This is a genomic window from Cloacibacterium sp. (assembly GCF_047601505.1).
Lineage (GTDB): Bacteria > Bacteroidota > Bacteroidia > Flavobacteriales > Weeksellaceae > Cloacibacterium.
Genome location: NZ_JASGJD010000001.1, coordinates 831,258 through 848,934 on the forward strand (window position 1 = coordinate 831,258; position 17,677 = coordinate 848,934).

The window sequence follows — 17,677 nt, forward strand, 5'->3', positions numbered from 1 at the left end:
TTAAAAATTTTAAAAAAAATGGCAAAAGTTAAAATAAAAAGAGGAGATAACGTAATCGTTACTACTGGTAAAAACAAAGGTAGTAAAGGTGAAGTTCTAGAAGTGATTAAAAAAGAAAACGCTGACGCTAGAGTAATTGTAGCAGGTGTAAACGTTGTTAAAAAACACGTAAAACCTTCTGCTTCTAATCCTCAAGGCGGAATCGTAGAAAAAGAAGCATCTATCAACATTTCTAACGTATCTCTATTAGATGCAAACGGAAAAGCTACAAAAGTAGCTTACAAAGTTGAAGGTGATAAAAAAGTAAGAATTGCTAAAACAACTGGTAAAGAAATCTAATTATGGAATACATAGCAAGACCCAAAAAATTATATAAAGAAAAAATTGTTCCTGCAATGATGGAAGAATTTGGGTACAAATCAATCATGCAAGTACCTAAATTAGAAAAAATTGTTGTATCTCAAGGTTTAGGTGCTGCTACAGCAGACAAAAAAATCGTAGACTACGCAGTAGAGGAGCTTACAGCAATTACTGGTCAAAAAGCAGTAGGTACTTTATCTAAAAAAGATGAGGCAGCTTTCAAATTAAGAAAAGGGATGCCTGTAGGTGCAAGAGTTACGCTTAGAGCAGACAAAATGTACGAATTTTTAGACAGACTTACTTCTTCAGCTTTACCAAGAATTAGAGATTTTTCTGGTATTAAAGCCGATGGTTTCGACGGTAGAGGTAATTATAACTTAGGAATTACTGAGCAAATTATCTTCCCAGAAATCGTGATAGACAAAGTGAAAAAAATCCAAGGGATGGACATTACTTTCGTTACTACTGCTACTACTGATAAAGAAGCAAAAGCATTATTAACTCATTTCGGTTTACCGTTTAAAAAGAACTAAGAAATGGCAAAAGAATCAATGAAAGCGCGTGAGCGCAAAAGAGAAGCACTAGTTGCTAAATATGCTGCTAAAAGAGCTGCCCTAAAAGAAGCAGGTGATTATGAAGCACTTCAAAAATTACCAAAAAATGCTTCTCCTGTAAGATTACACAACAGATGTAAATTAACAGGAAGACCAAGAGGCTACATGAGAACTTTCGGTATTTCGAGAGTTACCTTCAGAGAAATGGCTAATAATGGTCTTATCCCAGGAGTTAAAAAAGCAAGTTGGTAACAATTAGTTTTTAATCAAGATATTTAAGTTGATTAGATCCAAGAGCCTAGATACAAGATACAAGATTTTTCTTGCTTCTTGGCTCTTGAATCTTGGTTCTTCTCAATACTGAATATCATTCACCAATAATAATTTTAAAAAAGAAAAATGGTAACAGATCCAATTTCAGATTTCCTAACTAGAGTAAGGAACGCACAAAGCGCAGGCCACAAAGTGGTGGAAATTCCTGCATCAAAAATCAAAAAGGAGATTACGAAAATCTTATTTGATCAAGGTTACATCTTAAACTACAAGTTTGAAGATAACGCTGTTCAAGGGAGTATCAAAATCGCTTTGAAATATGACAAGCAAACTAACAAACCGGCTATTAAGTCTATCCAAAGAGCTTCTAAGCCAGGTTTGAGAAAATACGCTGGGGCTGAAGAGCTACCAAGAGTATTAAATGGTTTAGGTGTAGCTATCATCTCAACTTCTAAAGGAGTGATGACAGATAAGAAAGCCAGAGAAGAAAAAGTAGGTGGTGAAGTAATCTGCTATGTTTATTAATTGTATAAATTAGGAAGAAATGTCAAGAATTGGTAAATCAATTATAGAAATTCCTGCTGGTGTTACAGTTACTGTAAAAGACAATGTAGTAACCGTGAAAGGGCCAAAAGGAGAACTTTCTCAGGAAATTACAGGCGGAATTACAATAGAGCAAGAAGATGGTAAAGTAAGCGTAAGCAGACCATCTGATGCTAAAAACCATAGAGCATTACACGGTCTTTACAGAGCGTTAATCAATAATATGGTAGTAGGAACCCACGAAGGTTTCACTAAGAAATTAGAATTAGTAGGGGTAGGTTATAGAGCATCTCACTCTGGTCAAAAACTAGAATTAGCTCTAGGTTTCTCTCACGGTATCGTACTAGAACTTCCAAGTGAAATTACTATTGATACTTTAACAGAAAAAGGTAAAAACCCAATCATCACTTTGTCTTCTTATGACAAACAACTATTGGGAATGGTGGCTGCTAAAATTCGCTCATTCAGAAAACCAGAACCTTACAAAGGTAAAGGTGTGAAATTCGTTGGTGAAATAATTAGACGTAAAGCTGGTAAATCTGCTTAAAAATTAAGACAATGGCATTAACAAAAGAACAAAAAAGAGATAGAATTAAAAGAAGAGTAAGAGGGAAAATCTCTGGATCTTCTTCAGCGCCAAGACTTTCTGTTTACAAGAGTAACAAAGAAATCTACGCTCAATTAATTGACGATAAAGAAGGTAAAACATTGCTTTCTGCTTCTTCTAGAGAGAAAGGAGTAGATGCTAATGGTACCAAAACTGAGGTTGCAACAGCTGTAGGTAAAGCAATCGCTGCTAAAGCAATCGCTGCTGGTTTTGAAAAAATAGTTTTTGATAGAAACGGTTTCGTATATCACGGTAGAGTAAAAGCTCTTGCTGATGGTGCTAGAGAAGGTGGTTTGAAATTTTAAAAATTAAGAAATTATGTTAGGATTAAATAATATAGAAAGAGTAAAACCAGGAGGTCTTGAACTTAAAGACCGTCTAGTAGCCGTAAATAGAGTAACTAAAGTAACCAAAGGTGGTAGAGCTTTCGGATTTTCTGCAATCGTAGTAGTAGGTAACGAAGATGGAGTAATCGGTTTCGGTTTAGGAAAATCTAAAGAAGTAGCTTCTGCAATTGCTAAAGCAGTAGAAGATGCTAAGAAAAATTTAGTAAAAGTTCCTGTAATGAATCATACAATCCCTCACCAAACTTCTGCTAAATACGGTGGTGCTGATATCTTCTTAAGACCAGCTTCTCACGGTACAGGATTAATCGCAGGGGGTGCTGTAAGAGCGGTACTAGAGTCTGCAGGTGTACATGATGTACTTTCAAAATCTAAAGGATCTTCTAACCCTCACAATGTGGTAAAGGCTACTTTCAAAGCATTGTTAGACATTAGAAGACCAGAAGAGATTGCAAGAATGAGAGGTATTTCATTATCTAAAGTATTTAACGGTTAATTTTTGAAAAAATGGCAACAATTAAAGTAAAACAAGTAAGAAGTGCTATTGGTAGAACTAAGACCCAAAAGAGAACTCTTGAAGCTTTAGGTTTAAAAAAACTACACCAAGTAGTAGAGCACGAAGCAACTCCATCAATCTTAGGTATGGTAGCTGCTGTAAGACATTTAGTAGAAGTTCAGGAAAATTAATAAATTTTTAAAAAGATGAATTTAAATAATATTCAACCAGCATCTGGTGCTACTCATAATTCTAAAAGAATTGGTAGAGGGCAAGGTAGTGGTAAAGGTGGTACTTCCACTAAAGGTCACAAAGGACAAAAGTCTAGAGCTGGTTATTCTCAAAAAATAGGTTTTGAAGGTGGTCAAATGCCTTTGCAAAGAAGATTACCAAAATTCGGATTTAATAATATCAGTAGAAAAGAGTATAGAGGTATTAATCTAGATACTATCCAAGCATTAGTAGATGCTAAAAACATTACTGAAGTTACTAAAGAAGTATTAATAGAAAATGGTTTATCTTCTAAAAATGATATAGTGAAAATCTTAGGAAGAGGAGAATTGAAATCTGCGGTTTCTATCTCTGCAAATAAGTTCACTAAATCTGCTGAAGAAGCTATTTCTAAAGCAGGAGGCAAAGCAATCACTCTTTAATAAAAACAAATGAAAGGTTTTATACAAACACTTAAAAACATTTGGAGTCTACAAGAATTGAGGGACAAGATAATTGTCACTCTTTCTTTGATTCTAGTCTATAGATTTGCATCATACATCTCACTTCCGGCAATTAACATGGCGGAAGTAGGTGATTTGCTAGATCATTTCCAAAAACAAGGAGGTGGTAAAGCGGCTGCAGGTTTATTAGGTTTATTGTCATCTTTTACTGGAGGTGCATTCAGTCACGCTTCCATTATGGCATTAGGGATTATGCCTTATATTTCTGCTTCCATTATTGTACAATTAATGGGGCTTGCAATTCCTTATTTGCAAAAATTACAAAAGGATGGAGAGAGTGGTAGAAAAACTATCAATCAGATAACAAGATGGTTAACAATAGTTGTTTGTTTAGTACAAGCACCTTTCTATCTTGGAACTATTACACAAGCTTTTTTACCATACGAACAATTTAGAACTGCATATTACATAGACCCTCAGTCTGTGGCATTCTATGTTCCAAGTGTAGTAATATTAGTGGCTGGTTCTATCTTTGCAATGTGGCTAGGAGAAAAAATTACAGACAAAGGTATCGGTAACGGTATTTCAATTTTAATTATGGTGGGAATTCTATCAAGACTTCCATCTTCTTTTATCCAAGAATATACCACACAAACTGGTAACGGAGGATTAGGAAGCATCATGATTCTAATTGAGGTTTTATTCTGGCTAGTAGTAATTCTATTAGCAATTGTTATTTCGGTAGCAGTAAGAAAAATTCCTATTCAATACGTAAGTAGAGCACACGCAACAGGAGGTCTTAATAGAAACTTATTACAAGGAGCTAGACAATGGATTCCTTTAAAAGTGAACGCTTCTGGGGTAATGCCATTAATCTTTGCTCAGGCATTAATGTTTGTACCTGGTCTTTTAACAAAATTTGACGAGACAAATACTTTCATAGCAGGATTCAAAAATCCATTCAGTTGGCAGTATAATGTATTGTTAGTTTTATTAATCATTATCTTCTCTTATTTCTATACAGCCATTACCATTCCGGTAAATCAAATGGCAGATGACCTTAAGAGAAACGGTGGTTTAATACCAAAAGTAAGACCTGGACAAGACACCGCAAATTACTTAGATGATATTTTATCTAAAATAACTTTGCCTGGTGCGATATTTTTGTCTATCTTTGCAATCCTTCCGGCATTAGTGCACGGTACCTTTGTTCAAACTGAAGGTTTCTCTCATTTCTTTGGAGGAACTTCTTTATTGATTATGGTAGGTGTAATATTAGATACAGTTCAGCAAATTAATACATATTTGTTGAACCATCACTATGACGGATTGATGCAGTCTAAATTATCTAGAACATCAAACTTATAAAGTAGATAAATGGCAAAACAGAAACACATAGAACAAGATGGCGTGATAGTGGAAGCACTATCTAATGCCATGTTCAGAGTGGAGCTAGAAAATGGGCATATTCTTATTGCCCATATTTCTGGAAAAATGAGAATGCATTACATTAAACTTTTACCTGGAGACAAGGTGAAATTAGAACTATCTCCTTATGATTTAAGCAAAGGGAGAATAACATTTAGATATTAAATTAAATACTAATGAAAGTTAGAGCATCAATTAAGAAAAGAAGTGCAGACTGCAAAATCGTTAGAAGAAAAGGCAGATTGTACATCATTAACAAGAAGAACCCAAAATTTAAACAAAGACAAGGTTAACATTAAATTATGGCGAGAATTGCAGGTATTGATTTACCAAAAAACAAAAGAGGAGTAATTGGTCTTACGTACATCTATGGTATCGGAAAGAGCACTTCTTCAGAAATTTTGAAAAACGCTGGGATCAGCGAAGATAAGAAAGTCAACGAATGGAATGACGATGAATTGGCTGCCATCAGAACTTATATCTCTGAAAACGTAAAAGTAGAAGGAGAACTTAGATCTGAAGTGCAATTGAACATCAAAAGATTGATGGACATAGGATGCCAACGAGGAATACGTCACAGACTAGGATTACCTTTAAGAGGCCAAAGAACGAAAAACAATTCTAGAACCCGTAAAGGAAAGAGAAAAACTGTTGCTAACAAGAAAAAAGCAAGTAAATAATCTTTAGATTAGAATTATGGCAAAACAAACAAAAGTAGTTAAAAAAAGAAAAGTAAAAGTAGAAGCTATTGGTGAAGCTCACATCCAAGCTTCTTTCAATAATATTATTATTTCTTTGACAAACAAAAACGGAGAAGTAATTTCTTGGTCTTCTGCCGGTAAAATGGGATTCAGAGGTTCTAAAAAGAATACTCCATTCGCAGCTCAAATGGCTGCTGAAAATTGTTCTTCTGTTGCTTATGAAGCAGGTTTAAGAAGAGTAAAGGTGTTTGTGAAAGGCCCTGGTGCAGGTAGAGAATCTGCTATCAGATCTATTCACAATTCAGGAATTGAAGTTTCAGAAATCGTAGATGTGACTCCTATGCCACACAACGGATGTAGACCACCTAAAAGAAGAAGAGTTTAATTTTTAGAAATTTAACCTATGGCAAGATATATTGGACCAAAAACTAAAATTGCTCGTAAATTTGGCGCTGCAATTTACGGAGACGATAAAAGCTTCGAAAGAAGAAAAAACCAACCACCAGGACAACACGGACCTAACAAAAGAAGAGGCGCTAAAAAATCTGAATACGCGGTACAGTTAGCTGAAAAACAAAAAGCTAAATATACTTACGGTATCTTAGAAAGACAATTTGCTAACCTTTTTGATAAAGCTCACAGAAGCAAAGGGGTAACCGGTGAAGTTCTTTTACAATTATGTGAATCTAGATTAGATAACGTTGTTTACAGATTAGGTTTTGCTAAAACAAGATCTGCTGCAAGACAATTAACTTCTCACAGACACATCACTGTAAATGGTGAAATCGTAAACATTCCTTCATATTTATTAAAAGCTGGTGATGTAATCGCTGTAAGAGAAAAATCTAAATCTCTTGAGGTAGTTGCAGACGCTCTAGCTTCTAAATCATCTTACGAATGGTTACAATTCAATGACGAGAAAAAAGAAGGTACTTTTATCTCAGCTCCTGAAAGAATTCAGATTCCTGAAGATATCAAAGAACAATTAATCGTCGAATTATACTCTAAATAATTTTAATCAAATTTTTGCTCAACCCAATACTATGGCAATTTTACAATTCATAAAACCCGACAAAGTAATTCTACTTAATTCTACGGATTTCAAAGGTCAATTCGAATTCAGACCACTAGAGCCAGGATTTGGACTTACAATCGGTAATGCTTTGAGAAGAGTTTTGCTTTCTTCTCTAGAAGGATATGCTATTACATCTATCAAAATAGAAGGCGTAGAGCACGAATTTTCTACAATTCCAGGGGTAATTGAAGACGTTACGGAAATTATCTTAAATCTTAAACAATTAAGACTTAAATCTAAAGTAGAAAATGCACCAGCTGAACAAGTAAGCGTGAAAATTTCTGGTAAAGAAGTTATCACTGCAGGTGATTTTGCTAGCTCTATCAATAATTTTGAAGTATTGAACCCAGACCTAGTAATCTGCAACTTAACAAGTGAAGTGTCTTTCGAAATGAGTTTCCACGTGGACAAGGGTAGAGGTTATGTTCCTTCAGAGCAAAACAAATCTAACAATGCACCTATAGGAACTATTGCTATTGATTCTATCTTTACTCCAATTAAGAAAGTTCAATACAGCATCGAAAACTATCGTGTAGAGCAAAAAACAGACTACGAAAAACTAGTATTAGATATTGAGACTGATGGTTCCATCACTCCTCAAAATGCTTTAACTGAAGCTTCTAAAATATTGATTTATCATTTCATGTTGTTCTCTGATGAGAGAATAACTCTTGAAACTGAAGCTGTGAAAGCATCAATTCAATACGACGAAGAAACTTTACATACAAGACAACTTCTTAAGTCTAAATTAGCAGATATGGATCTTTCTGTAAGAGCCCTTAACTGTCTTAAAGCTGCAGAAGTAGAAACTCTTGGTGAATTAGTTTCTTATAGTAAGTCTGATTTGATGAAATTCAGAAATTTCGGTAAGAAATCTTTAACAGAACTTGAAGAACTTGTTCATTCTAAAGGACTAAACTTCGGGTTTGATGTTGCAAAATATAAGTTAGACGCTGACAAATAATCCTTAAAAATGAGACACGGAAAAAAATTCAATCACTTAGGTAGAACAGCCTCTCACAGAAGCGCTTTGCTTTCTAACATGGCATGCTCACTAATTGAACATAAAAGAATAAATACTACTGTTGCTAAAGCAAAAGCTTTAAGAGTATTTGTAGAACCTATTTTAACTAAAGCTAAGGAAGATTCTACACACAACAGAAGAATAGCTTTTTCTTATCTTCAAAGTAAAGAAGCTGTTACTGAACTTTTCAGAACTGTAGCTCCAAAAATCGCTAACAGAAATGGTGGTTATACAAGAATCATCAAAACTGGTTTCAGAGTTGGTGATGCTGCAGATACTGCTCTTATCGAGCTTGTAGATTTCAATGAACTTTACAATCCTAATGCTGAAGAGAAAAAAGCTACTAGAAGAAGCAGAAGATCTACTAAAAAAGAAGCTGTAGCTGAAGTTGCTGCTCCTGTAGTAGAAGAAGCTCCAGCAGTAGAAGAACCAAAAGCTGACGCTGCTGAAGAAAAAACTGAAGAATAATATCTCTAAGTTTTAAATAAAAAAGACCTTCCAAATTTTGGAAGGTCTTTTTGTTTTTATTCTTTTGTTAGTTCAAAAGTTTGTCCGTTTTGTGTAATAGTAAGTTTTTTACCTTCTGTAACGGCTTTTATTCCGCCTTCTTCAAAAGTTGCAATGTTTTTGTCTGCTTTTGTCTGCGGAAGTTCTATTTTTAGTTTGTTTCTTTCGATTATTATATTGCTTTTGTCTGTATGATGTACAAATGTTATAATAGCTTCGGTATCATCGAAAGCTTTATACTTGTAAATATATTTTTTTACTTCGTCTTTTTTTACAATACTTTTTCCATCAACAGTTCTATTAAATACAACTGTAGAATCTTGTTTTTTTACACCATTAGAATCAACAATGGTAATAACTTTTTCTTCTTTGGTAATAACATCCTTTTTAGTCTCATTTTTGCATGATAAAATTATGGCAAAACCTAAGAAAAAGGAGTATTTAATAAATTTTTTCATATAAATACTATTTTGTATTAATTAAAATTAAGATAAATATCAGCCCAATATAGTAAATTTATCGGTAGAAATTGACTAAATTTGTATGGTTTTTTGAAGAACCTATTATGTCTCGCATATTTTTGTGCAGTAGACTAATAATCAATCTTATTAAACAAATTATTAATTTTAAATTCGAATAAAATGAGCTACATTTCATTTATTGAAGCAAGACAAATTTTGGATTCAAGAGGTAATCCTACTGTAGAAGTTGATGTATTCACAGAAAGTGGTGCAATGGGACGTGCTGCTGTACCTTCTGGTGCATCTACCGGAGAGCACGAAGCTGTAGAACTTAGAGATAATGGTTCTGAGTTTCTTGGAAGAGGTGTTTTAAAAGCTGTGGAAAATGTAAAAGAAGTTATCGCGCCAGAATTAGTAGGTCTTCCTGTTTTTGAACAAAATTTGATCGACCAAATTATGATTGACCTTGATGGTACTAACAATAAAGGTAAATTAGGTGCTAATGCTATTTTAGGTGTATCTCTTGCTGCTGCTAAAGCTGCTGCTGCTGAGCTTAAAATGCCGCTTTATAAATATGTAGGTGGTGTAAGTGCTAATACACTTCCTGTTCCTATGATGAACGTTATTAATGGTGGTTCTCACTCAGATGCTCCAATTGCGTTCCAAGAGTTTATGATTATGCCTGTAAAAGCAGATTCTTTTTCTCACTCTTTAAGAAAAGGTACTGAAGTTTTCCATAATCTTAAAAAAATCCTTCACGATAGAGGTCTTTCAACTGCTGTAGGTGACGAAGGTGGTTTTGCGCCAACTTTCAACGGTACAGAAGATGCTTTGGATACTTTATTACAAGCTATCGAAAAAGCTGGTTACAAACCTGGTGATGATTTCATGTTAGCTTTAGACTGTGCTTCTTCTGAATTCTACAAAGATGGTATCTATGATTATACTAAATTTGAAGGTAACAAAGGAGCTACTAGAACTAGAGAAGAACAAGTATCTTACTTAGCAGAACTTACTTCTAAATATCCAATTATTTCTATTGAAGATGGTATGCAAGAAAACGACTGGGAAGGTTGGAAAATGCTTACTGATAAAATTGGAGGTAGAGTACAATTAGTAGGAGACGATTTATTTGTAACTAACGTAGAAAGATTAGCTAGAGGTATTAAAGAAGAAACGGCTAACTCTATCTTAGTAAAAGTAAACCAAATTGGTTCTCTTTCTGAAACTTTAGCTGCTGTTCAAATGGCTCAACATAACAAATATACAGCTGTTATGTCTCACAGATCTGGTGAAACAGAAGATGCTACAATTGCAGACCTTGCTGTAGCTTACAACTGTGGTCAAATTAAAACTGGTTCTGCATCTCGTTCTGATAGAATGGCAAAATACAACCAATTATTAAGAATTGAAGAAGCTTTAGGAGAAACTGCTATCTTCCCTGGTTTAGATGCTTTTAAAGTAAAAAGATAATAATATCTTTTAATGATATTTTACAAGCCCTTTCTGCATCTAGTAGAAAGGGCTTTTTCGTGAAGATTTATTAATAAATAGACAAAGTTTTAACGAAACTATACCTATTTAGCAAATTTATCAATGAAATTGAAAAAATATATCGTTTAGCATAACAATTAGTTTGTGTAAGCACGGCATTTTTTTGTATTTTTATCAAAAATTTATATAAAAATGTCTGATAATAAAGTTATATTAAATTACGATGGCAGTTCTTATGAATATCCTATCGTAGAGAGCACAATTGGGGACAGAGGTATTGATATCTCAAAACTAAGAGACCAAACAGGTCTTATTACTTTAGACTTAGGATATAAAAATACGGGTGCTACCCTAAGTGAAATTACTTATCTAGACGGAGATAAAGGAGAACTTTTCTACAGAGGTTATCCTATTGAGCAAATTGCTGAGAAATCTAATTTTACAGAAGTAATGTATCTTTTACTTCATGGTGAACTTCCTACGCAACCTCAATTTCTTCAGTTCGAAAAAAATATTAAGAACTACAACTATGTAGCAGAAGAAATGAAGAAAATTATTGATGCTTTTCCTCGTTCTGCGCATCCAATGGGAGTTCTTTCTACGCTTACATCTGCACTTACAGCATTTAATCCTAGAGCTGTAAATGTAAAATCTAAAGAAGATTTAGACCATGCTGCTGAAATGCTTATTGCAAAATTTGCTCACCTTTGCGCATGGACTTATAGAAAAACTTTAGGTTTCCCGCTTAATCATGGAGATAATAATCTTAATTATGTAGAAAATTTCTACAAAATGACTTTCAGAATGCCTAATCAGGATTTTGAATTAGACCCTGTGGTTGTAGAAGCTTTAGATAAAATTTTAATTCTTCATGCAGACCACGAACAAAACTGTTCTACTTCTACTGTAAGAATGGTAGGTTCTGCACATACTGGATTATTTGCTTCTATATCTGCTGGTGTTTCTGCACTTTGGGGACCATTGCATGGTGGTGCAAACCAAGCTGTTATTGAGATGCTAGAGCATATAGAGCAAGATGGAGGTGATGTAGCTAAATATGTAGCTAAAGCGAAAGATAAAAATGATAGCTTCCGTTTGATGGGATTCGGACATAGAGTTTATAAAAATTTCGATCCAAGAGCTAAAATCATCAAAAAAGCAACTTATGATGTTTTAGATAAATTAGGCATTCAAGATAAAGCTTTAGACATTGCAATGCAATTAGAAAAAGTAGCTTTAGAAGACGATTATTTCATCGAAAGACAATTGTATCCAAATGTAGATTTCTATTCAGGAATTATTTACAGAGCATTAGGAATTCCTACAGAAATGTTTACCGTAATGTTTGCGTTAGGTAGATTACCAGGATGGATTTCTCAATGGAAAGAAATGAGACTTCATGGAGACCCAATCGGAAGACCAAGACAAGTTTACAAAGGAGCACAACAAAGAGATTATGTGCCAATGGAGAGTAGATAATTTTTTGGATTATATACAAGAAAAATTAAATAATATTTTGCAAAACTCCCTTTTTTTAGGGAGTTTTTTGTTTTTATAGACAAAATTTTTTCACTTCATTTCCTTTATATAAATTTGTGAAAATTAGAGGATAAAACAAGATTTTTCCTGCAAAAAAAATTGTTGAAAACAGATGAAACTTAATGTCAAAAACGAAACGGGTAAACTAAAATCTGTAGTACTTGGGCAACCAAAATCTATGGGAGCGGCACCAACTTTAGCAGAAAGCTACGACGCCAAATCTTATTATTCTATTGAGCATAATATTTATCCCAAAGAAGAAGATATTATTTCTGAAGTTAGCGCTTTTGAAAATGTTCTTAAAAAATATGACGTAGAAGTTTTTCGTCCGGCAATTATAGAAGACTACAATCAGGTTTTTGCAAGAGATGTAGCTTTTGTAATAGAAGATAAAATGATTATCTCAAATGTTATAAAAGACCGCGCAGACGAACAAGAAGCTTATCGCGAAATTTTCGAGAAAGTAGAGTGGAGAAAAATTATTAATTTGCCAGAAACAGCTCATGTAGAAGGTGGAGATGTTATCGTTTGGAATGATTATCTTTTCATCGGGACTTGTTACAGCGAAGATTACAGAAGTTTCAAAACGGCAAGAACCAACGAGTATGCGCTTGAAATCCTCAAAGAATATTTTCCTAAAAAGAGAATTATAGATTTAGACCTCAAAAAAAATGATAAAGTGCCTTATGAAGGTGTTTTGCATCTAGATTGTACTTTTAATCCTGTTGGTAAAGACAAATGCATCATTTATAAAAATGGTTTTGTAGACCAAAATGATTACGAATTAATTATTGATATTTTTGGAGAAGAAAATTGTTTCCACGTTACAGACGAAGAAATGTTCGAAATGAATCCTAATATTTTTTCAATTTCTCCGGAAGTAGTGGTTTCAGACAAGACTTTCACCAGAATGAACAATCATTTTAGAGACGTTTGGGGACTTACCGTGGAAGAAATTCCATACAGAGAAGTTTCTAAAATGGGAGGTTTGTTAAGATGTTCTACCATGCCATTGGTGAGAGAGTAACTTAAAAAAAAATATTTTGCCAAGTTTTTAAGCTAAATGCTTTTAGAAAATTAAAATTTTATAAAAATTTGGTTTTTATAAAAACTTGTCTTTATATTTGCAATCAGAAAAAGATCATTAAGCACGCAACTTATTAAGAAAGGTGGAGGGAATTGACCCTGTGAAACCTTGGCAACCTGCAACAGAAATGTTAGTAAGGTGCCAAATTCAAACTCGTTACATCGAGAAAGATAAGTCTGAAATCAGTTTTGAATTATATTATCAATTATATACAAACTCTTTCGACTTGTCGGAAGAGTTTTTTTTTGCTCTTTCGCCAAGAATTTTCTAGCAATAGGTTGCTCAATTATTAATAATTAAAAATTTTTAAAAAATGAGCAATTTTAATTTTAACCCATCTCAATCCAACCAAAATTTTCAAGCAAAAAATGTTTTTGCGAGCAAGTGTTGTACGTCTGTTTTTTGTTGTAATCTTTAAAAATCTAAATTTAAAATGTTAGAATATTTAGAAATAGGAGATTTAGTTCTAGAAAACGGAACCATCATTCGAAATGTGAAAATCGCATACAATGTTTATGGAAACATAGAAAATGCAGAAAAAATAATTTGGATTTGCCATGCCCTCACAGCCAATTCTGATGCAGAAACTTGGTGGCCAGAAATGATTGGCAAAGACGAAATTTTCAATACAGAAAAACATGCTATTATTTGTGCAAATGTTTTGGGTTCTTGCTACGGAACTGCTTTTGAATGCGATGTAGATAAACCGCTAATTACGATTAGGGACATGGTTTCTGCACACCAAAAGCTAGCAGATTTTCTTAATATCACGTCTATAGATTTTCTTTGTGGAGGCTCTCTTGGTGGGATGCAATGTCTTGAATGGAGCATTATTAATCCAGATTTTATCAAAAATTTATTTGTAATTGCTACCAATTGTAAACATTCTTCTTGGGGAATTGCTTTCAACGAAGCACAAAGAATGGCTTTAGAATTAGGAGATAAAGGTTTAGACGCTGCCAGAGCTATTGCAATGCTTTCTTACAGAAATTATAAAACCTACGAGTACAGTCAGGTAGATCATATTGATGCGGCAGACGATTTTTCTGCGGCTTCTTACCAAAGATATCAAGGTGAAAAACTGAGAAAAAGATTTACTCCTAATGCGTATTTTTCTCTTTCAAAATCTATGGATTCTAACAATGTTGGCAGAAATAGAGGTTCTCTGGAAAAAGCTTTGTCAAATATTACTGCTCAAACTTTAGTTATTGGGATTGATAGCGACATTCTTTTCCCTGTAAACGAGCAACAATACATTGCGAAAAATGTAGAAAATGCAGTTTACGAACATATTAAATCTAAATATGGACATGATGGTTTTCTTCTGGAGACCGATAAAATAAAAACTTTATTAAAAAAATATTTCAACTTTCTATAAATTTTAAAAATGAGCAAAAAGTTAACGATAGGATTGTTTGGTTATGGTGTGGTAGGAACCGGACTTTATGATGTGCTTCACAAAAGCAAAACAGTAGATGCTACTATCAAAAAAATTGTGGTAAAACACAAAGATAAACCTAGAAATATTTCGCCGGAGCATTTCCATTTTGATAAAAATGAAATCCTAAATGATGACGAGATTAATGTGGTGGTAGAATTGATAGACGATGCAGATGCAGCTTACGAAATTGTAACTACAGCGCTTAAAAAAGGAAAAGCAGTAGTTTCTGCCAATAAAAAATTAATTGCAGAGCATTTTGAAGAATTGTACGAATTGCAACAAAAATATAACGTTCCGTTTTTGTATGAAGCGGCAGTTTGCGGCAGTATTCCTATCATCAGAAATCTGGAAGAATATTATAACAACGATTTTCTACAATCGATTCAAGGGATTGTAAATGGTTCTACCAATTATATTTTAACCAAAACTTTTCAGGATAATTTGAGCTATGACGAAGCGTTAGAAGAAGCTAAAGAAAAAGGCTATGCAGAGAGCAACCCAATTTTAGATACAGGAGGTTTTGATGCTCGCTCTAAACTGCAAATTCTTTTGGCACATTCATTCGGGATTAAAACAGTTCCGGAAGATGTTTTCAATGTTGGGATTCAGAATTTGGGAGATTTAGAAATAAAATTTGCAAAAGAGAAGAATCTTCAAATCAAACTTTTGGCGTATGCACAAAAAAGAAACGATAACGAAGTTGCAGCTTTGGTCATTCCAAAATTTGTAAAATCTACCGATACTTTTTCTACGGTAAATGATGTTTTCAATGGCGTAAAAGTGCAAACAGCTTTTGCAGACAAACAATTTTTCTACGGAAGAGGAGCGGGTTCTTTGCCTACGGCTAGTGCAGTTTTGTCTGATATTTCTGCTTTGGCTTACGATTACAGATACGAATACAAGAAAATTACCAATTCTGAAAATTTGAAATTAACAGAAGATTTTAACCTGAAAGTTCTCTTCAGACATCCAGCAAAAGATGCAGATAAATTCGAGACTTATTTTATCAATATCGAAGAATATTACGGAAACAAAGAACAAGGCTATTTTGTGGGAGACATCAGTTTTAAAAATTTAAAAGAAATTTTTTCTCAGAATTCTGAAGAAGTTTCTTTTGTTTTGATAGATTTTTTGGCTTAATTGGTATGGTTTTTTCATGTCAAATAAAAAACACAAAAAGATGAAAAAAACATTTTTATTAGCAGGAACTTTTTTTCTGCTATCTATTTCTGTTGAAGCACAAATTTTTGATGCTTTAAAAAATGTAGTTAAAGACAAAACTGGTGTAGATGTAGATAAAACATTAAATACCAATCAAACAAGTGCATCCACAACATCTACGGCAAATGTAGATTTAAGTAGTCTTTCGTCATCACAGATTTCTTCTGGTTTAAAAGAAGCATTAAATCTAGGCGTGAAAGAAGGTGTACAAAAATTAGCAGTAAAAGATGGTTTTTTGAAAAATGAAATGGTTAAAATTTTATTGCCAGAAAAACTAAGAACTGTAGATGCAAAACTAAGAGCTTTAGGATTGAGCAGTTTGGCAGATAAAGGAGTTACTCTTCTTAATCGTGCGGCGGAAGATGCGGTAACTGAAGCAACGCCAATTTTTGCTAATGCCATTACATCTATTACAATTACAGATGCGAAAAATATACTTTTAGGAACGGATAATGCGGCTACAAGTTATTTGCAAACGAAAACCCAGAGTCAATTGTTTACAGCTTTTCAACCAAAGGTGAAAGCTTCTCTAGGAAAAGTAGGAGCAGATGTAGTTTGGAAACAAATTATATCGAAGTATAATTTATTATCTGGACAATCTGTTACCACAGATATAAACGAGTATGTAACTACTGAAACCATTAATGGAGTTTTTAAAATGGTAGCAGAAAAAGAGAGTGGTATCAGAAACAATTCTGCACTTAGAACTACTTCTTTGCTTCAGAAAGTTTTTGGAGCAGTGAAGAATTAAATGAAATTAGACTTTGTTTAGGCGATAATTTTATTATAAATGTATTTGTTTATAGATAGATTATTGTTGCTAAAATAATATTTAATAAATTTTAACTATTTTTTAGAACGTCGTTTTACTTTTTGTGAAACGACGTTTTGTTTTTGTATTTTTGAACGCCAAGATTTATAAAAATGCAAACTACAGATACTGTTCTTATGATAGAACCTGCAGCTTTTGGCTTCAACGCCGAAACTGCACAGAATAATTATTTCCAAGTGAATTCAGAGAATGCTGAAACGCAAACGAAAGCGTTGCAAGAATTCAATAATTTTGTAGAAAAACTGAGAAGTAAAGGTATTAATGTAATTACAGTAAAAGATACGTTAGAACCTCACACTCCAGATTCTATTTTCCCAAATAACTGGATTTCTATGCATAGTGATGGAACGGTAGTTCTCTATCCAATGTGTGCTGTTAATAGACGTTGGGAACGCAGAAACGATATTTTGGAAATGCTTCAGAAAAATTTTAAGGTAAAGGAAATTGTAGATTTATCTGCTTCTGAAAACGAAGGTAAATTCTTAGAAGGAACAGGAAGTATGATTTTTGACCACGATAATAAATTGGCTTATGGTTCGGTTTCTTTAAGATTAGATGAAAAATTATTTCGTGAATTTTGTGAAAAATTTGATTTTAAACCTATTGTTTTTCATTCTTATCAAACTGCGAATAACGAAAGATTACCAATTTATCACACCAATGTAATGATGTGTGTTGCAGATAGATTTGTGGTGATTTGTCTGGATTGTATAGATGACGAAACGGAAAGGAAAAACGTGGTAAATGCCATTGTGAATTCAGGGAAAGAAATTGTAGAAATTTCTGAAAACCAAATGCAACAGTTCGCAGGAAATATGTTACAAGTGCAAAATTCTGAGGGAAAGAAATTTTTAGTGATGTCTCAATCTGCTTATCAATCTTTAAATTCGGAGCAGATTTCAAACATTGAGAAATATTCTGAAATTATTTATTCGGATTTAGAAACGATAGAAACCAATGGTGGCGGAAGTGCAAGATGTATGTTGGCTGAGGTTTTTTTGGAGAAGAAATAAAAA

Annotated in this window: 25 protein-coding genes and 1 riboswitch; of the genes, 24 read left to right on the top strand and 1 reads right to left on the bottom strand. The window is 33.5% G+C overall.

The genetic code is table 11. The features are described from left to right. The first annotated feature begins 18 nt into the window (after positions 1 to 18). The 17 genes from rplX to rplQ all read left to right on the top strand — a co-directional run bounded on the left by rplX (position 19) and on the right by rplQ (position 8,547). Entirely contained in the window at positions 19 to 339 is a 321-nt protein-coding gene (gene rplX / locus QM746_RS03890) for a 50S ribosomal protein L24 (protein ID WP_414983018.1), read from the top strand. A 2-nt stretch (positions 340 to 341) separates the two neighbouring features. Next, positions 342 to 893 carry a 50S ribosomal protein L5 gene (rplE, locus tag QM746_RS03895; RefSeq protein WP_414983019.1) on the top strand — a complete coding sequence of 184 codons (552 nt, stop codon included), beginning with the start codon at positions 342 to 344 and terminating at the stop codon, positions 891 to 893. A gap of 3 nt (positions 894 to 896) precedes the next feature. Next, positions 897 to 1,166 (top strand): 30S ribosomal protein S14, encoded by a 270-nt coding sequence (rpsN, locus tag QM746_RS03900; protein WP_069800908.1) that lies wholly within the window; start codon positions 897 to 899, stop codon positions 1,164 to 1,166. Positions 1,167 to 1,313: 147 nt separating this feature from the next. Continuing rightward, positions 1,314 to 1,712 carry a 30S ribosomal protein S8 gene (gene rpsH, locus QM746_RS03905; protein WP_414983020.1) on the top strand — a complete coding sequence of 133 codons (399 nt, stop codon included), beginning with the start codon at positions 1,314 to 1,316 and terminating at the stop codon, positions 1,710 to 1,712. A gap of 19 nt (positions 1,713 to 1,731) precedes the next feature. Next, positions 1,732 to 2,277, top strand: a complete 546-nt coding sequence (gene rplF / locus QM746_RS03910) for a 50S ribosomal protein L6 (RefSeq protein WP_414983021.1) — start codon at positions 1,732 to 1,734, stop codon at positions 2,275 to 2,277. 11 nt (positions 2,278 to 2,288) lie between these two features. Then, positions 2,289 to 2,642, top strand: a complete 354-nt coding sequence (rplR, locus tag QM746_RS03915; protein WP_414983022.1) for a 50S ribosomal protein L18 — start codon at positions 2,289 to 2,291, stop codon at positions 2,640 to 2,642. A 13-nt stretch (positions 2,643 to 2,655) separates the two neighbouring features. Then, positions 2,656 to 3,177 carry a 30S ribosomal protein S5 gene (gene rpsE / locus QM746_RS03920; protein WP_414983023.1) on the top strand — a complete coding sequence of 174 codons (522 nt, stop codon included), beginning with the start codon at positions 2,656 to 2,658 and terminating at the stop codon, positions 3,175 to 3,177. An 11-nt stretch (positions 3,178 to 3,188) separates the two neighbouring features. Further along, the gene (gene rpmD, locus QM746_RS03925; protein ID WP_414983024.1) at positions 3,189 to 3,368 is read left to right on the top strand and encodes a 50S ribosomal protein L30; all 180 of its coding nucleotides are present in this window, start codon (positions 3,189 to 3,191) and stop codon (positions 3,366 to 3,368) included. A 15-nt stretch (positions 3,369 to 3,383) separates the two neighbouring features. Then, a complete protein-coding gene (gene rplO, locus QM746_RS03930; RefSeq protein ID WP_414983025.1) occupies positions 3,384 to 3,830 on the top strand; it encodes a 50S ribosomal protein L15 in 447 nt (148 codons plus the stop codon). Positions 3,831 to 3,839: 9 nt separating this feature from the next. After that, positions 3,840 to 5,219, top strand: a complete 1,380-nt coding sequence (secY, locus tag QM746_RS03935) for a preprotein translocase subunit SecY (RefSeq protein WP_414983026.1) — start codon at positions 3,840 to 3,842, stop codon at positions 5,217 to 5,219. A 9-nt stretch (positions 5,220 to 5,228) separates the two neighbouring features. Further along, a complete protein-coding gene (gene infA / locus QM746_RS03940; RefSeq protein WP_052911416.1) occupies positions 5,229 to 5,444 on the top strand; it encodes a translation initiation factor IF-1 in 216 nt (71 codons plus the stop codon). 11 nt (positions 5,445 to 5,455) lie between these two features. After that, positions 5,456 to 5,572: a type B 50S ribosomal protein L36 gene (ykgO, locus tag QM746_RS03945; protein WP_004917354.1), complete on the top strand. Its 117-nt coding sequence runs from the start codon at positions 5,456 to 5,458 to the stop codon at positions 5,570 to 5,572. Positions 5,573 to 5,581: 9 nt separating this feature from the next. Next, positions 5,582 to 5,959 carry a 30S ribosomal protein S13 gene (gene rpsM / locus QM746_RS03950; protein WP_414983027.1) on the top strand — a complete coding sequence of 126 codons (378 nt, stop codon included), beginning with the start codon at positions 5,582 to 5,584 and terminating at the stop codon, positions 5,957 to 5,959. Positions 5,960 to 5,975: 16 nt separating this feature from the next. Then, entirely contained in the window at positions 5,976 to 6,365 is a 390-nt protein-coding gene (gene rpsK / locus QM746_RS03955) for a 30S ribosomal protein S11 (RefSeq protein ID WP_188616926.1), read from the top strand. 18 nt (positions 6,366 to 6,383) lie between these two features. Continuing rightward, entirely contained in the window at positions 6,384 to 6,992 is a 609-nt protein-coding gene (gene rpsD / locus QM746_RS03960) for a 30S ribosomal protein S4 (protein ID WP_414983028.1), read from the top strand. 31 nt (positions 6,993 to 7,023) lie between these two features. Further along, on the top strand, positions 7,024 to 8,019 hold the full coding sequence (locus QM746_RS03965; protein WP_414983029.1) for a DNA-directed RNA polymerase subunit alpha: 996 nt from the start codon (positions 7,024 to 7,026) through the stop codon (positions 8,017 to 8,019). A 9-nt stretch (positions 8,020 to 8,028) separates the two neighbouring features. Further along, positions 8,029 to 8,547 (top strand): 50S ribosomal protein L17, encoded by a 519-nt coding sequence (gene rplQ, locus QM746_RS03970; protein ID WP_374361095.1) that lies wholly within the window; start codon positions 8,029 to 8,031, stop codon positions 8,545 to 8,547. A gap of 56 nt (positions 8,548 to 8,603) precedes the next feature. Here rplQ and QM746_RS03975 read toward each other — a convergent pair whose 3' ends face one another. Next, positions 8,604 to 9,044: a hypothetical protein gene (locus QM746_RS03975; protein WP_414983030.1), complete on the bottom strand. Its 441-nt coding sequence runs from the start codon at positions 9,042 to 9,044 to the stop codon at positions 8,604 to 8,606. Between the two features lie 183 nt (positions 9,045 to 9,227). Here QM746_RS03975 and eno point away from each other — a divergent pair, with 183 nt between their 5' ends. The 7 genes from eno (at position 9,228) to ctlX (ending at position 17,674) form a co-directional block, all read left to right on the top strand. After that, positions 9,228 to 10,520, top strand: a complete 1,293-nt coding sequence (eno, locus tag QM746_RS03980) for a phosphopyruvate hydratase (RefSeq protein ID WP_374361091.1) — start codon at positions 9,228 to 9,230, stop codon at positions 10,518 to 10,520. A 213-nt stretch (positions 10,521 to 10,733) separates the two neighbouring features. Beyond that, complete coding sequence (locus QM746_RS03985; RefSeq protein ID WP_374361089.1) at positions 10,734 to 12,020, top strand: citrate synthase; 1,287 nt, start codon at positions 10,734 to 10,736, stop codon at positions 12,018 to 12,020. Positions 12,021 to 12,192: 172 nt separating this feature from the next. Then, positions 12,193 to 13,107 (top strand): dimethylarginine dimethylaminohydrolase family protein, encoded by a 915-nt coding sequence (locus QM746_RS03990; RefSeq protein WP_374361087.1) that lies wholly within the window; start codon positions 12,193 to 12,195, stop codon positions 13,105 to 13,107. A gap of 127 nt (positions 13,108 to 13,234) precedes the next feature. Further along, positions 13,235 to 13,344, top strand: a riboswitch (SAM riboswitch). A gap of 256 nt (positions 13,345 to 13,600) precedes the next feature. Continuing rightward, on the top strand, positions 13,601 to 14,545 hold the full coding sequence (locus QM746_RS03995) for a homoserine O-acetyltransferase family protein (protein ID WP_414983031.1): 945 nt from the start codon (positions 13,601 to 13,603) through the stop codon (positions 14,543 to 14,545). A gap of 9 nt (positions 14,546 to 14,554) precedes the next feature. Further along, positions 14,555 to 15,748, top strand: a complete 1,194-nt coding sequence (locus QM746_RS04000; RefSeq protein WP_414983032.1) for a homoserine dehydrogenase — start codon at positions 14,555 to 14,557, stop codon at positions 15,746 to 15,748. A 40-nt stretch (positions 15,749 to 15,788) separates the two neighbouring features. Next, positions 15,789 to 16,580 carry a DUF4197 domain-containing protein gene (locus tag QM746_RS04005; protein ID WP_414983033.1) on the top strand — a complete coding sequence of 264 codons (792 nt, stop codon included), beginning with the start codon at positions 15,789 to 15,791 and terminating at the stop codon, positions 16,578 to 16,580. Positions 16,581 to 16,753: 173 nt separating this feature from the next. Next, positions 16,754 to 17,674: a citrulline utilization hydrolase CtlX gene (gene ctlX / locus QM746_RS04010; RefSeq protein ID WP_414983034.1), complete on the top strand. Its 921-nt coding sequence runs from the start codon at positions 16,754 to 16,756 to the stop codon at positions 17,672 to 17,674. The last annotated feature ends 3 nt before the right edge of the window (positions 17,675 to 17,677 follow it).

Coding starts and splice junctions, on each gene's coding strand:
- rplX (WP_414983018.1), top strand. CDS start 19: ATGGCAAAAGTTAAAATAAAAAGAGGAGATAACGTAATCGTTACTACT.
- rplE (WP_414983019.1), top strand. CDS start 342: ATGGAATACATAGCAAGACCCAAAAAATTATATAAAGAAAAAATTGTT.
- rpsN (WP_069800908.1), top strand. CDS start 897: ATGGCAAAAGAATCAATGAAAGCGCGTGAGCGCAAAAGAGAAGCACTA.
- rpsH (WP_414983020.1), top strand. CDS start 1,314: ATGGTAACAGATCCAATTTCAGATTTCCTAACTAGAGTAAGGAACGCA.
- rplF (WP_414983021.1), top strand. CDS start 1,732: ATGTCAAGAATTGGTAAATCAATTATAGAAATTCCTGCTGGTGTTACA.
- rplR (WP_414983022.1), top strand. CDS start 2,289: ATGGCATTAACAAAAGAACAAAAAAGAGATAGAATTAAAAGAAGAGTA.
- rpsE (WP_414983023.1), top strand. CDS start 2,656: ATGTTAGGATTAAATAATATAGAAAGAGTAAAACCAGGAGGTCTTGAA.
- rpmD (WP_414983024.1), top strand. CDS start 3,189: ATGGCAACAATTAAAGTAAAACAAGTAAGAAGTGCTATTGGTAGAACT.
- rplO (WP_414983025.1), top strand. CDS start 3,384: ATGAATTTAAATAATATTCAACCAGCATCTGGTGCTACTCATAATTCT.
- secY (WP_414983026.1), top strand. CDS start 3,840: ATGAAAGGTTTTATACAAACACTTAAAAACATTTGGAGTCTACAAGAA.
- infA (WP_052911416.1), top strand. CDS start 5,229: ATGGCAAAACAGAAACACATAGAACAAGATGGCGTGATAGTGGAAGCA.
- ykgO (WP_004917354.1), top strand. CDS start 5,456: ATGAAAGTTAGAGCATCAATTAAGAAAAGAAGTGCAGACTGCAAAATC.
- rpsM (WP_414983027.1), top strand. CDS start 5,582: ATGGCGAGAATTGCAGGTATTGATTTACCAAAAAACAAAAGAGGAGTA.
- rpsK (WP_188616926.1), top strand. CDS start 5,976: ATGGCAAAACAAACAAAAGTAGTTAAAAAAAGAAAAGTAAAAGTAGAA.
- rpsD (WP_414983028.1), top strand. CDS start 6,384: ATGGCAAGATATATTGGACCAAAAACTAAAATTGCTCGTAAATTTGGC.
- QM746_RS03965 (WP_414983029.1), top strand. CDS start 7,024: ATGGCAATTTTACAATTCATAAAACCCGACAAAGTAATTCTACTTAAT.
- rplQ (WP_374361095.1), top strand. CDS start 8,029: ATGAGACACGGAAAAAAATTCAATCACTTAGGTAGAACAGCCTCTCAC.
- QM746_RS03975 (WP_414983030.1), bottom strand. CDS start 9,044: ATGAAAAAATTTATTAAATACTCCTTTTTCTTAGGTTTTGCCATAATT.
- eno (WP_374361091.1), top strand. CDS start 9,228: ATGAGCTACATTTCATTTATTGAAGCAAGACAAATTTTGGATTCAAGA.
- QM746_RS03985 (WP_374361089.1), top strand. CDS start 10,734: ATGTCTGATAATAAAGTTATATTAAATTACGATGGCAGTTCTTATGAA.
- QM746_RS03990 (WP_374361087.1), top strand. CDS start 12,193: ATGAAACTTAATGTCAAAAACGAAACGGGTAAACTAAAATCTGTAGTA.
- QM746_RS03995 (WP_414983031.1), top strand. CDS start 13,601: ATGTTAGAATATTTAGAAATAGGAGATTTAGTTCTAGAAAACGGAACC.
- QM746_RS04000 (WP_414983032.1), top strand. CDS start 14,555: ATGAGCAAAAAGTTAACGATAGGATTGTTTGGTTATGGTGTGGTAGGA.
- QM746_RS04005 (WP_414983033.1), top strand. CDS start 15,789: ATGAAAAAAACATTTTTATTAGCAGGAACTTTTTTTCTGCTATCTATT.
- ctlX (WP_414983034.1), top strand. CDS start 16,754: ATGCAAACTACAGATACTGTTCTTATGATAGAACCTGCAGCTTTTGGC.